The 13,023-nt window shown below is 64.7% G+C and carries 9 protein-coding genes; 1 reads left to right on the top strand and 8 read right to left on the bottom strand.

Annotated features, from left to right (window positions below; all coding sequences use genetic code 11):
• Positions 1-45 precede the first annotated feature (45 nt).
• Both NCR39_RS06875 and NCR39_RS06870 read right to left on the bottom strand, forming a co-directional pair.
• The gene (locus NCR39_RS06875; protein WP_250451522.1) at positions 46-915 is read right to left on the bottom strand and encodes an SDR family oxidoreductase; all 870 of its coding nucleotides are present in this window, start codon (positions 913-915) and stop codon (positions 46-48) included.
• A gap of 111 nt (positions 916-1,026) precedes the next feature.
• Positions 1,027-2,013, bottom strand: a complete 987-nt coding sequence (locus tag NCR39_RS06870; protein WP_250451521.1) for a chemotaxis protein CheB — start codon at positions 2,011-2,013, stop codon at positions 1,027-1,029.
• Between the two features lie 72 nt (positions 2,014-2,085).
• Here NCR39_RS06870 and NCR39_RS06865 point away from each other — a divergent pair, with 72 nt between their 5' ends.
• Positions 2,086-2,328 (top strand): hypothetical protein, encoded by a 243-nt coding sequence (locus NCR39_RS06865; protein ID WP_502800181.1) that lies wholly within the window; start codon positions 2,086-2,088, stop codon positions 2,326-2,328.
• A gap of 699 nt (positions 2,329-3,027) precedes the next feature.
• Here NCR39_RS06865 and NCR39_RS06860 read toward each other — a convergent pair.
• The 6 genes from NCR39_RS06860 to NCR39_RS06835 all read right to left on the bottom strand — a co-directional run bounded on the left by NCR39_RS06860 (position 3,028) and on the right by NCR39_RS06835 (position 12,936).
• On the bottom strand, positions 3,028-7,197 hold the full coding sequence (locus NCR39_RS06860) for a CheR family methyltransferase (protein ID WP_250451519.1): 4,170 nt from the start codon (positions 7,195-7,197) through the stop codon (positions 3,028-3,030).
• A 398-nt stretch (positions 7,198-7,595) separates the two neighbouring features.
• Positions 7,596-8,072 (bottom strand): PaaI family thioesterase, encoded by a 477-nt coding sequence (locus tag NCR39_RS06855; RefSeq protein ID WP_250451518.1) that lies wholly within the window; start codon positions 8,070-8,072, stop codon positions 7,596-7,598.
• 5 nt (positions 8,073-8,077) lie between these two features.
• Positions 8,078-8,380, bottom strand: a complete 303-nt coding sequence (locus NCR39_RS06850) for a Dabb family protein (protein ID WP_250451517.1) — start codon at positions 8,378-8,380, stop codon at positions 8,078-8,080.
• A gap of 60 nt (positions 8,381-8,440) precedes the next feature.
• Positions 8,441-9,070, bottom strand: a complete 630-nt coding sequence (gene pncA / locus NCR39_RS06845) for a bifunctional nicotinamidase/pyrazinamidase (protein WP_250451516.1) — start codon at positions 9,068-9,070, stop codon at positions 8,441-8,443.
• Between the two features lie 11 nt (positions 9,071-9,081).
• Entirely contained in the window at positions 9,082-11,166 is a 2,085-nt protein-coding gene (locus NCR39_RS06840) for a 3-hydroxyacyl-CoA dehydrogenase NAD-binding domain-containing protein (protein WP_250451515.1), read from the bottom strand.
• Positions 11,167-11,277: 111 nt separating this feature from the next.
• Positions 11,278-12,936: a 3-(methylthio)propionyl-CoA ligase gene (locus tag NCR39_RS06835; RefSeq protein WP_250451514.1), complete on the bottom strand. Its 1,659-nt coding sequence runs from the start codon at positions 12,934-12,936 to the stop codon at positions 11,278-11,280.
• Positions 12,937-13,023 lie beyond the last annotated feature (87 nt).

Here is a 13,023-nt window from a genome sequence, read left to right as displayed (position 1 = left end):
GAAGTCATGTAAGCGCACAAGGCGCGCGATGATGCCACGCACGCGCTAGTCCGGCCGCTTCGTCTCCCGCCTGAGCGACATCGGATCGGTCGGATTGCGCAATTGCGCGATGTCGTCGAGCCGCAGTTGAATCGACGGCATGATGTTCGGATGCGTGATGACGTAGAAGCGCCCTTCCCGCACGGCATCGAACGTGAGCAAGGCGACGTCGCGCGCGGAGAGCCGCCCGCCTTCCACGGCGCGCGTCAGTTGCCGCGCCGCCATTTTCTGCGATGCGGTCAGCGGCGCGTCGTTGGCGAGCGCGCCGGGGCGCGTGCGTTCGGCATCGGCGATGCCGGTCGGCACGAACGCGGGGCACAAGAGCGATACGCCGATCGGCGCGCCCGTGAGCCGCAGGTCGTGATAGAGCGTCTCCGTCAGCCCGACGACCGCGTGTTTCGATGCGTTGTAGACGCCCATCGCGGGCGCGGCGAGCAGGCCCGCCACCGACGCCGTGTTGACGATATGCGCGGGTTCGCGCTGCGCGAGCATGATCGGCGTGAAGGCGCGCAGGCCGTTCGCGACGCCCATCACGTTGACGCCGAACACCCATTGCCAGTCTTTCGCGCTGTTCTCCCACACGAAGCCGCCCGCGCCGACGCCCGCGTTGTTGAAGAGCAGATGCACGCCGCCGTAGGCATCGAGCGCGGCGCGGGCGAGCGCATCGACCTGGCTCGCGTCCGATACGTCCGTCTGCACGCCGATCGCTTGCCCGCCCTGCGCGCGCACGGCGTCGACGGTGGCGGCGAGCGCGGCGGCGTCGATATCGGCGAGCACGAGCTTCATGCCGAGCGACGCGCCCTCGAACGCGAATTCACGGCCAAAGCCGCTGCCGGCGCCGGTGATGACGGCGACCTTGTTGTCGAAGCGATCCAACGGATTCTCCTGTCGGCGAGAGTGGGCGTGCCGGTGCAATCGCGGCGATGATTTTCCTGCGATGCATCGGCGGTCCCGCAGTGTACGACAGGGCGTGAGCGCCAGCGTCCGTTACGTCGTGGCGCCGATAGCCGCGCGCAGCAGTTCGACCAGCTTCTCGTTTTCTTCGATGCGCGTCTGCTCGATCGCCATGTCGTCGGCGCTTCCGGCGTGCTCGGCCCAGCGCCGCCGTTCCTGCGCGAGGATGATGCGTTCGTGAACGGCCCGGATCGCGCTCCAAATGCCGTCTTCGGTGCGCTTCTCGGTGCCTTCTTCGAGCGAGAGGCTCGTGAACGCGTGACCGGTGTGGCAGCGAAAGCGCAGCGGACGCTCGTCGCGCATGCGCCAGAGCGTGCCGGAACAGTTGGGACAGGTGAGCGCGGAACGTTCGCCGATGGCGTCCAGTTCTTCGGGCGTGACGACGCCCCGGTTGGCGATCTGCGCTTCCTGGTCCAGGTCGGGGCGGATACTCACGGTAGCCTCCTCACGGCGTTTGGCGCCTTTCACGGCAGCGTCGATGACGTGCGCGAGCCGGTCCGCGGACACGACGGCATCGGCTGACGTGGCGGCGAGCGCGCTGCGCGGCATCGATGGCGCTTCGCAATCGAGCGGGTCCTGCACGACGCAGTAGCCGCCGCGTGCGCGGACGGCGGCGAGTCCAGCGGCGCCGTCGTCGAGATCGCCGCTCAGCACGACGCCGACGACGCGCGGTCCGTACTCCATGGCAGCGGAGCGGAACAGCGGATCGGCGGCGGGCCGCGCGAAGTTTTCGGCGGCGGTGTCGAGTAGACACACTTCGCCGCGCAGCAGTACCATGTGTCGATCCGGCGGTGCGACGTAGACTTCGTGGCGCGCGAGCGGCTCCCCTGATGCGGGATGCCGGGCCGGCAAGGCGCCCCATTGGGACAGCATGTCGGGCAACACGCTTTTGTGCCGGCCAACGTGCAGGACGATGAAGATGGCCGCGGGAAAGTCGCCGGGAAGCGCCGATACCAGTCGTTTGAGCACTGGAATGGCGCCACGGGATGCCGCGATGACCACAATGTCTCGATGATCCATACGCCCTCCTTGTGGGCTCTGCAGCAATTGCCGCGCCGCGGCCGTTGATTCCTGGAGAAGTCTATGGTGAGCTTGGACGAGGAACTGGCGAGGCTGGAGCAGGCGGATCGGCATATAGCGGATGCGACGGCGCGGATTGCCGCGCACGAGGCGCTGATCGGGTCCGGCAATCTGCCGGACGCTGAGAAGCGACGCGCCGAAGAATTGCTCGCCGCCATGCAGGCGACATTTGCACAATTCTTACTGCATCGGCAGGCTATTGTTGAGGTTGTCGAGCAGTTAATGAAGCAGTCGAATGCGGAGAAGCGTGAATAGGGTGCTTTTCTAGGGTGTCCCTAGCGACCCTTTTTCGTTTTTGTTCAACTTGTTTTCGCGTCGGTCTATTAGCACGCCCCTCCCCGGGGCGGGGGTCACTTTCTTTGCTGCTGCAAAGAAAGTAACCAAAGAAAGCAGCTTTTCGCCCGTGGTTCGTTTTGACGGAGCACTCCGTAGAACCACGTTGGCACTCAGCTTGACACAACCTTGAATCACCTTCCGCGCCCGCTGTGCGCCACGTCATCCGAGCCCCTCGGCTCGACAAAACCATCGGGCACTGCCGCACACGAAATAAATCGAAGACGCCACGCGATAACAACAAAGCATATACCGCAAGCCACGCGCGGCGAACCAGGCGCAAGTAGATTTGCGTGGGTTAGCGGTGATGAGTGAAGTTGTGCTGTCGCGGGCGCGTTGCGCACCGACGGTGTTGTCGAGCCCGGGGGCTCGCATGGGGTGGCGCTCAGCGGGCGCGGAAGGTGATTCAGGGCTGTGTCAAGCTGAGTGCCAATCTGGTTCTACGGAGTGGTCACGCTTGGTGTGCTTTGGGCCTAGAAAGCTGCTTTCTTTGGTTACTTTCTTTGCAGCAGCAAAGAAAGTGACCCCCGCCCCGGGGAGGGGCAACGCAAATAGACCGACGCGAAAGCAAGCTCCCCGAAGCAAGAAGAGCCAGATAACCCCCACGCGGGTACCGCAAAATCACCGTGCACTTTCAGACCGCTGATCATCCCCTGTAACGAACGAACACAACGTCTCGAGCAACTGATCGAAATCGAGCGGCTTGGCGAGGTGCGCATCGAACCCTGCGTCGATCGCGGCCTTGACGTCTTCCTCGCGGCTGTGTCCCGTGAACGCCACCGCCGACACCGTCGCCCATCTGCGATCGGCCCGCATGCGCCGCATCAGCTCATACCCGTCCATGCCGGGCAACGAAATATCCGACAGCACGACATCGATCGATCGCTCCGCGTCCAGTTCCAGCGCCTCCGCCGCGCTCGTCACGCCCGTCACCGACGCTCCCTCCAGCTCCAGCAAAGTAGTCAGTGAAGCAGCCGCTTCACGATCATCATCGACGAGCAAAATCTGCAAGCCCGCAATCGACTCCCTGCCCGGAACGTGATGCTCCGCGTCCGCGCCCTCCTCCTCGGCCCTCGGCAGCCACACGGTCATCGTCGCGCCGAGATTGGCGCCGCCCGAACGCGCCTGCACACGCCCGCCCTGCATCTCCGCCAGTTGCTTCACCAGCGCAAGACCAATCCCCAGACCATTGCGCGACGGGTCGCGCGTGCCCTGACGGAACATGTCGAAGATAAACGGCAAGGTATCCGCCTCGATGCCCTGCCCGCTATCGGTCACGTCGATGCGATGCATGCGTCCCTCGCGGCTCAGACGCAAATCGATGCGCCCGCCGTGATCGGTGAACTTGATCGCGTTCGAAACGAGGTTCCAGATGATCTGCTCGCAGCGCGTCGGATCGGCAATCGTCGTGGCCGGACGCGCCGGAATGTCCGCGTTCAACGTGATGCCGCGCGCGTGGGCGTCCTGTTCCACGGTATCCGCGACGCTCACGAGAATCGCGGCCAGATCCACGCGGCTGAAGTTCAGCGCCAGCTTGCCCGTCTGGATGCGCGACCAGTCGAGCAGATCGTCGATGATCTGCGCCTGGCTGCGCACCGCCTGACGTATCCACCACGCGGCGTCGCGCACGGCTTCGATATTGCGCGTCTGCGGCAGCCGCGGCAGCATTTCCGCCTTCACGCCGATCAGATTGAGCGGATGCTTAAGCTCATGCGACAGCACCGCGATGAATTCGTCCTTCAACTGATTCGAATTCGACGCCTGTTCGCGCGCCGCCTGTTCCTGGATCAACGCCTCGCGGTTCGCGTCCTCGCTCAGCTTGCGCTCGGTCAGATCGCGGATGATCTTCGCGAAACCGGTGAACGACGCATCGACGATCGGCGTCACCACGCCGCTGCAATAGATGCGGCGGCCGTCCTTCGTCTGATGCCAGCGTTCGTCGTCGGCGCGGCCTTCCCGCGCGGCGGTCTCGCGCTCCCGCGCCGGCATCATCGACTGGCGATCGTTCGGCTCGTAAATGAGCGCGATGTCCTGGCCGGTCACTTCGCTTTCGCTATAGCCGAAGATGCGTTCCGCGCCGGCGTTCCAGCTCACGATCGCGCCGTTGCTGTCCTGCACGATGATCGCGTAGTCCTTCGTCGACTGCGCCACGAGCCGCAGGCGCTGCTCGTTCGCGCGCGCGGCTTCCTCGGCCTGATGGCGCGCGGTGACGTCGATCAGCGTGATCACCGCGCCGTCGATATGATCGTCCGCCGTGCGATACGGCAACAGCCGCATCAGATACCAGCGCCCCGTCTCGCTCTGGATTTCGCGCTCGGTCAGTTGCAGCGACTGGAACGACTGCCTGACATCGTCGGCGAGCGTCGGGTAGCGCAGCGAATGCGTGATGTCGAAAAGCGAGCGGCCGAGGTCGCTGTCGATCAGCTTGAAGATAGCGGTCGCGTTCGGCGTGAAGCGCTTCACGCGAATTTCCTTGTCGACGAAAACGGTCGCGATTTCGCTCGACGCAATGATGTTGTGCAGGTCGTCGTTGGCCTTGGCCGTGTCTTCCATGCGCGCCTGCATTTCGGCGTTGGCCGTCGTGAGTTCCTCGTTGACCGATTGCAGCTCTTCCTTGCTGCTCTCCAGTTCCTCGGACGTCGATCTCAGTTCCTCGTTGATCGCCTGCAATTCTTCGTTCGACGCCTTCAGTTCCTCCACCGACGTCTCGTATTGCTCGATGACCGTCGCCAGTTGCTCGCGGCTGTGCTGCAACTCGTGTTCGAGTTGCAGAAGCACGGGATCCTGGCCGGCTTCGGTCTGTTCGTCGTCGGTCATGTGGCCGGCGACTTCATCGAACACGACGAGCAGGAATTCCGCGCCCGCGACCTGATCGAAGAACGGCCGCACCGCCATGCTGAGCCACGACACGCGCGAGTCGCGCACCCATTTCACGCGCCGCGCTTCGACGCTCGTGCCGGTCTGAAGCGCGCGGAAAATCGCGGTGCGCAATTCGAGGCGCAAATCCGGCAGCACCAGCGCGATGATGTTGCTCGTCAATTCGCCGCCCGTATGCCGCAGGAACGCGCCCGCGTTGTCGGAAAGATGGACGAGGTTCGAATCGCGATCGATGACCACGCTCGGCGGCGCGTATTGCTCCAGCGCGCGCTGATGCAGTTCGGCGTACGAAAAGCTGCGCTGCGCGGGGCTCGGCGGCGGCTGAAGCAGCGTCGCGGCGCCGGCACGGTCTTCCGTGCGCGCCGCTCCGGCCTGAAGCGGCGGAAAACTGACGGCCGGCTTCGCGCGATTCGCGACAGCCTTCGCGCGATAGATCCGGTTCTTCTTGTCGACGACGGTGAAAAGGTCGTCGGCTGCATCGGCGGATTCGGCCGTGCCGAGGAACAGGAAACCGTTCGGACGCAGCGCGAAGTGGAACAGTTCGAGAATCTGCCGCTGCACCGCGCGATCCAGATAGATCAGCACGTTGCGGCAGGAAATCAGGTCGAGATGCGAGAACGGCGGATCGCGCATGAGACTGTGCGCGGCGAACAGAATGCGCTCGCGCACCGCCTTGACGATCTGATAGTGGCTGCCCTCTCTCGTGAAATAGCGCTGCAGCAGATCGGGCGGGACGTCGCTCGCAATCGACGCCGGATAGCTCCCGGTGCGCGCCCGCACGATCGCGACGTCGTCGATATCGGTGGCGAACACCTGGATCGTGCGGCTCGACGACGCGGCATCGCGCGCACGCGCAAGCTGCAGCGAAACCGAGTACGCCTCCTCGCCCGTGGAGCAGCCCGCCACCCACACGCGGACCTGCGTTTCGCCGGACTGCTCGCTGAAGAGCGTGCCGATGACTTCGCGTTCGAGCGAATCGAATGCTTCGCGATCGCGGAAGAACTGCGTCACGCCGATGAGCATGTCGGCGAGCAACGCGGTGGCTTCGTCGGAATTCGAGCGCAGGAAGTCGCGATACGCGAGCAGATCGCGCTGGCCGTTGACCTGCATGCGCCGTTCGATACGCCGCAACACGGTGGCGCGCTTGTAAGGCCGGAAGTCGTGGCCGGTGCGCACGCGCAGATGCATCAGGATATCGGCGAGCGCGCGCTCCGGACCTTCGATGATCGAACGGCGAGCGTCGGCGGGCGCGTCGAGCGCTTCCATCTGCTGCGAGCGGATGAGCTGGGCGTCGCTCCAGAGATCGAGCAGGCGCTGCGGCAATTCGGAGGCGGGCAACGCGATATCGACATGATTCGTCGCGATCGCGTTGCGCGGCATTTCCGGGTATTCGGCGTCGTTCGGCGTCTGCGCGAGCGTGATGCCGCCCGCTTCCTTGACGCGGCTCAGGCCCGACGCGCCATCGGCTCCGGAACCGGACAACACCACGCCGATGGCATGCGCGCCGTGCGCGTTGGCCAGCGTGCGGAAAAAGTGATCGATGGTGAGCGTCGGCCTGTCCGATGCGTCGCGGTCGCTGACGCGCAGGCAGCCGTCGGACATTTCGAGCTGCTTGCCGGGCGCGATCACGTAGACATGATTGTTTTCGATCGCCATCGTCGCATCGACCTGATGCACGGGCATGCCGGTCGTGCGCTGCAGGATGTCGTGCAGATGGCTGACTCTCTTCGATGCCAGATGCACGATCACCACGAACGCCATGTTCATGGTGCTCGGCGCGTTCTCGAAGAAGGTCTGCAAAGCCTCGACACCGCCGGCGGACGCCCCGATTCCGACCACCGGAAACGGCAGATCGCTCGTGACAACCTTCGGCTCGGCTTCCGTCCTTCGACCCGTCGGATTCTGACGTGCCATCCCTGCATCTCCTCGTTCGTATTCGGGCAACGCGCCATGACCGCTTCAGGGCCGCGCGAAACGTTCGACACCGGCGTCGCGCCGCCAATGTCCTGAATAAAGACGCGTGATCTTACCCTCTGAAACGGCTCGTTTCGGAAGTGCCCGTTTCGGCAGGGAATCTTTTCGTGATACGACTATGTTAGTTGGCGCAGGAACAAGTTGTCACCTTTCGGACAGGGCGCGGGAATCGGCCGCGCAACCGGCCGATGCATCGCCCGGAAGCCAGGGCATTGAAAGCCATGCGAATTGGTCGATGCCGTCCGCGCGCGACGAGCAGTTCGCTCGGCGTACGAAAGGTGTCCGTCGGAATCGGCGTGCAATTCTGCGCGATTCCGGCGTGACCTGAAAGCGTAAGGTCAGGCGTCGCTCGGTCCGGGCGTCGCTTTGGGATCGGAACGCAGCTTTTGCCTGACGACGTCGCGCCCGACCGCCAGCCGCTTCATGTACTTGAACGTTCCGAGCGCCTTCGCGACGAAGTGCCCTTCGCTGTCGCGGATTTCGCCTTCGCAATAGGCCATCGTCGTCGAACGATGCAGCACGCGGCCGTAGCCGCGCAGCTCGCCGCGTCCCGGCTGCATGAAGTTGACCTTCATCTCGACGGTGACGACGCCGATGCCATCGCCCGCCAGGCTGCGCGCCGCGATGGCGAGCGCGGCGTCGAGCAGCGTCATGGTCACGCCGCCGTGCGCGATGCCCCAGGTGTTCAGATGCGCGTCGCCGAGCGGCAGGCGCACTTCGCCTTCGCCATCGACGGCTTTGACGAGTTCCACGCCGAGCATGTCGATGAACGGGCTTTCGAGCGCCAGGCTGTGAGTTTTCGAAATATCGGTCATGGCGGTCACACTTCGTAGTCGACGCACTGGCGCGCTTCGCGGATCGCCGCCACGAAGTCTTTCAGGGCGACATGCTTCGGATGGTTCTGGTAAGCATCGAGCGAGGCTTTGTCGTCGAAATCGGAGACGAGCACGACGTCGTACGTGCAATCGAAGCCCGGTTGCGCCGTGCCGACCTCGAAGTGCCCTTGCCCTTTCACGATGCTCCGGCAGGTTTCGAGCTTCGCCTTCAGCTTCTGCGCGTTTTCCGCGCGTTCGGCGCCCTCGGCGAAGTCTTTCAGTTTCCACATGACGATGTGACGCAGCACGGCGACTCCTGTTCTTGAAGAAGCTGCAAGCGTAACAAATCCCCAACGGCTATCGATGCATCACGCCGCTTCGATCTGCGCCGACTGCACGCGCGCGACGCCCGCCGCGCGCATGTCGTTCCAGGCTTTTTCGAGCGAGCCGTTCAGATCGATCGCGCGGCAGGCGTCTTCGATCACGCTCGCCTCGAATCCCGCGGCGCGCGCATCGAGCGCGGACCACGCGACGCAATAATCGGTCGCGAGGCCCGCGAGCCAGATGCGTTTCGCGCCCACTTCGCGCAAGTAGCCGGCGAGTCCGGTGGGCGTCGCGCGGTCCGCTTCGACGAACGCGGAATAGCTGTCCACGTGTTCGTGATGTCCCTTGCGCACGAGCAGGCGCGCGTGCGGCGCATCCAGATCGCGATGCAGCGCCGCGCCTTCGGTTCCCTGCACACAATGCACGGGCCACAGCACCTGTTCGCCATAAGGCAGCGTGAGCGTTTCGAACGGCGCGCGGCCTTCGTGATTCGCCGCGAACGACACATGCGATGCCGGATGCCAGTCCTGCGTCAGCACCACATGCGAGAACGCGCGCGCGAGCCGGTTGACGACCGGCACGACTTCATCGCCGTGCGCGACCGCGAGCGCGCCGCCGGGCATGAAGTCGTATTGCACGTCGACGATGAGGAGCACATCTTCCACGGGTTTCATATCGGCGGGCATCAGGCGTTGAAGCGGCCGTCGGAAGCCGCGAGCCGGGAAAGGAGCGCGGCCGGTTGCCATGCGTCGCCGTTGGCCTGGCCCGCGTAGTGACGCACCGCGCGTTCGACGTTCGGCAGGCCGACGGCATCGGCATGGAACATCGGGCCGCCGCGCCAGAGCGGAAAGCCGTAGCCGGTGAGATAAACCATGTCGATATCCGACGCCTTGCTCGCGATGCCTTCATCGAGAATCTTCGCGCCTTCGTTGACGAGCGCGTACACGAGCCGCTCGACGATCTCCTCATCGCCGATACTGCGCCGCTCGATGCCCCGCTCCTTCGAATACGCGACGATCATGTCGTCGACCGTGCGCGAGGGCGTGGCGTCGCGCGAGCCGTCGCGATAGTCGTACCATCCCGCGCCGGTCTTCTGTCCGAAGCGGCCCGCTTCGCAGAGCCGGTCCGCGATGCCCGAGTAACGCATCTGCGGCTCGTCGCGATAACGCCGCTTGCGGATGGCCCAGCCGATGTCGTTGCCCGCGAGATCGCTCATGCGAAACGGTCCCATCGCGAAGCCGAACTCCTCGATCGCGCGATCGACCTGCGCGGGCAGCGCGCCTTCTTCGAGCATGAAAAGCGCTTGCCGCACGTATTGCTCGATCATCCGGTTGCCGATGAAGCCGTCGCACACGCCCGAAACCACCGCCGTCTTGCGCAGCTTTTTCGCGAGTTGCATCACGGTTGCGAGCACGTCTTTTTCCGTCTTCGCGCCGCGCACCACTTCGAGCAGCTTCATCACGTGCGCGGGACTGAAGAAGTGCATGCCGATGACATCGCCCGGCCGCTTCGTGAATGCGGCGATGGCGTCGACATCGAGCGTCGATGTATTCGTGGCGAGAATTGCGCCGGGCTTGGCGATGTCATCGAGTTGACGGAACACGTGCGCCTTCACGTCGAGCGCTTCGAAGACCGCTTCGACGATGAGATCGGCCTGCGCGAGATCGCCGTACGCGAGCGTCGGCGTGACGAGGCGCATGCGCGCATCGACTTGTTCGTGCGTGAGCTTGCCCTTGTTCGCCTGCGCTTCGTAGTGGCGGCGAATGTTGGCGAGGCCGCGATCGAGCGCGTCCTGCTTCGTTTCGAGCAGCACGACGGGCAAGCCCGCGTTGACGAAGTTCATCGCGATGCCGCCGCCCATCGTTCCCGCGCCGATCACGCCGACGCGCTGGATGTTTCTCGCCGGCGTGTTCGATGGCACGTCGGCGATCTTGCCCGCCGCGCGCTCCGCGAAGAACGCGTGCCGCAATGCGCGGCTCTCGGGCGTCTGCACGAGCGCGAGAAAGCATTCGCGCTCGAACGCGAGACCGCGATCGAAACCTTCCTTCACGCCGCGCTCGATGGCATCGATGCACTTGTGCGGCGCGGGGAAATGCTTCGCCGTCCGCGCGATGTTTTCGCGCGCCGAGCGGATGACGCCATCGCCATCGGCATGATCGATTTCGCGGTCCCGCACTTTCGGATGCGGCCCGTCGTGCGAGGCGACGCGCGCGGCGAAGCGCACGGCGGCGTCGAGCAGATCGCCTTCGGCCATTTCGTCGAAGAGCGCGGTGTGCGCGAGTTTCTCGGACTTGACCGGCGTGCCCGACACGATCATGTCGAGCGCGGTTTCCAGTCCGACCGCGCGCGGCAGACGCTGCGTGCCGCCCGCGCCCGGCAACAGGCCGAGCTTCACTTCGGGCAGCGCGATCTGCGCGCCGGGCGCGGCCACGCGGTAATGCGCGCCGAGCGCGAGTTCGAGACCGCCGCCCATCGCGATGGCGTGGATCGCCGCGACGACCGGCTTCCCGCTGCCCTCGACGGCCTTGATGACGGTCGCGAGCGTCGGTTCCTGCGTGGCTTTGGGCGTGTTGAATTCGGTGATGTCCGCGCCGCCCGAGAACGCCTTGCCCGCGCCGATCATGACGATGGCGGCGACGCCCGCATCGTCGCGCGCGCGCTCGATGCCTTCGACGATGCCCGCGCGTGTCGAATGTCCGAGCCCGTTCACGGGCGGGTTGTCGAGCGTGATGACGGCGACGTTGTCGCGGATGGAGTACTGCACGGCCATGAATCGCTCCTCTGTGTCTCGCACCGATGGCCCATTGTGGGCGATCGGTCGAGAATACACAAAGGAAAACGGGCGTTCAATTCGCGTCCGGGCGATGCCGCTGCGAAGCCGCTAGACCGCCTTTTCCGAGACTTCCGGCAGCACGTGCCCGCGATACAACTCCCGCAAGCGCACCTTCTGCAGCTTGCCGGTCGCGGTGTGCGGCAGTTCTTCGGCGAACACGACGTCGTCGGGAATCCACCACTTCGCGACCTTGCCTTCGTAGAACGCGATCAGCTCTTCGCGCGTGAGCGTCGCGCCGGGCTTGAGCACCGCGACGATCATCGGCCGCTCGGTCCACTTCGGATGCGAACACGCGATGCATGCCGCTTCCGCCACCTGCGGATGCGATACCGCGATGTTCTCCAGATCGATCGAGCTGATCCATTCGCCGCCCGACTTGATCACGTCCTTGCTGCGATCGGTGATGTTCATGAAGCCGTCGGCATCGATGGTCGCGACATCGCCCGTCGGAAACCAGCCGTCGACGAGCGGAGAATCGTCGCGGCGGAAATAGCGGTCGATCACACACGGGCCGCGCACGTGCAAGTCGCCGAACGACTGGCCGTCCCACGGCAGTTCGCGGCCGTCGTCGCCGACCACTTTCATGTCGACGCCGAAGAGCACGTGTCCCTGCTTCTCGCGCGAAACACGCTGCGCTTCGGGCGTGCGCTGCTTCTGCCGGAAACTCAGGCGCGCGAGCGTGCCGAGCGGCGACATCTCCGTCATGCCCCACGCGTGAATCACTTCGACGCCGTATTCGTCTTCGAACGTGCGCAGCATCGCGGGCGGACAGGCCGAGCCGCCGATCACCGTGCGTTTCAACGTCGAGAAGCGCTTGCCCGCCTGCTTCACGTAAGCGAGCAAGCCGAGCCAGACCGTCGGCACGCCGGCCGAATACGTGACCCCTTCCGCTTCCATCAATTCATAGAGCGACTTGCCGTCGAGATCCTTGCCGGGAAACACGAGCTTCGCGCCGACGAGCGGCCCCGCGTGCGGAATGCCCCACGCGTTGACGTGGAACATCGGCACGACGGGGAGAATCGAATCGCTCGACGATGCGCCCATCGCGTCCGGCAGCGCGGCGCCATACGCATGCAGCACCGTCGATCGATGCGAGTACAGTGCGCCCTTCGGATTGCCGGTGGTGCCGGACGTGTAGCAGAGAAACGATGCCTGGCGCTCGTCGAGCAGCGGCCAGTCGTAGACGCCGTCGTGCGGCGCGATGAGACTTTCGTAGCTCGTCACCGGCACGCTCATGTCGCCGAGATGTTCGGCGATGCACGACGCGTCGCCGAGCGCGATCCAGCCCTTCACGTTCGGGCAATGCGGCGCGATCGTTTCGACGAGCGGCCCGAAGGTCATGTCGAAGAAGACGTAGGCGTCGTCGGCGTGATCGACGATGAACGCGATCTGATCCGGAAAAAGCCGCGGGTTGATCGTGTGGCACACCGCGCCCATGCCGCTCACGCCGTAGTAGCACTCGAGATGGCGATAGCCGTTCCACGCCAGCGTGCCGATGCGCTCGCCCTGTTCGACGCCCAGCGCGACGAGCGCCTGCGCGAGCTGCTTCGCGCGTTTTTCGCAATCGCGGTAGGTGTAGCGATGAACATCGCCTTCGATGCGGCGCGACACGATCTCGGTGTCGCCGAAGTGGCGTGATGCGTGAGACAGGAGGGACGACGCGAGCAGCGGAACTTCCATCATCTGACCGTAAAGCGGTGCCGCCATAGGTGAATCCTCGACGAGTGGAATGCTGTTGGCTACCTGATCGGGGCCGTCCTGCAGGCCCGCGGGCGCGGAATTACAATATCGTTT

This window comes from Caballeronia sp. ATUFL_M2_KS44, assembly GCF_023630965.1.
Taxonomy (GTDB): domain Bacteria; phylum Pseudomonadota; class Gammaproteobacteria; order Burkholderiales; family Burkholderiaceae; genus Caballeronia; species Caballeronia concitans.
This window is presented reverse-complemented; position numbering and strand designations above follow the sequence as displayed.

Excerpts from the sequence above, each read along its gene's own strand:
- NCR39_RS06870 (WP_250451521.1), bottom strand. The coding sequence starts at position 2,013 with ATGGATCATCGAGACATTGTGGTCATCGCGGCATCCCGTGGCGCCATT.
- NCR39_RS06860 (WP_250451519.1), bottom strand. The coding sequence starts at position 7,197 with ATGGCACGTCAGAATCCGACGGGTCGAAGGACGGAAGCCGAGCCGAAG.
- NCR39_RS06855 (WP_250451518.1), bottom strand. The coding sequence starts at position 8,072 with ATGACCGATATTTCGAAAACTCACAGCCTGGCGCTCGAAAGCCCGTTC.
- pncA (WP_250451516.1), bottom strand. The coding sequence starts at position 9,070 with ATGAAACCCGTGGAAGATGTGCTCCTCATCGTCGACGTGCAATACGAC.
- NCR39_RS06840 (WP_250451515.1), bottom strand. The coding sequence starts at position 11,166 with ATGGCCGTGCAGTACTCCATCCGCGACAACGTCGCCGTCATCACGCTC.
- NCR39_RS06835 (WP_250451514.1), bottom strand. The coding sequence starts at position 12,936 with ATGGCGGCACCGCTTTACGGTCAGATGATGGAAGTTCCGCTGCTCGCG.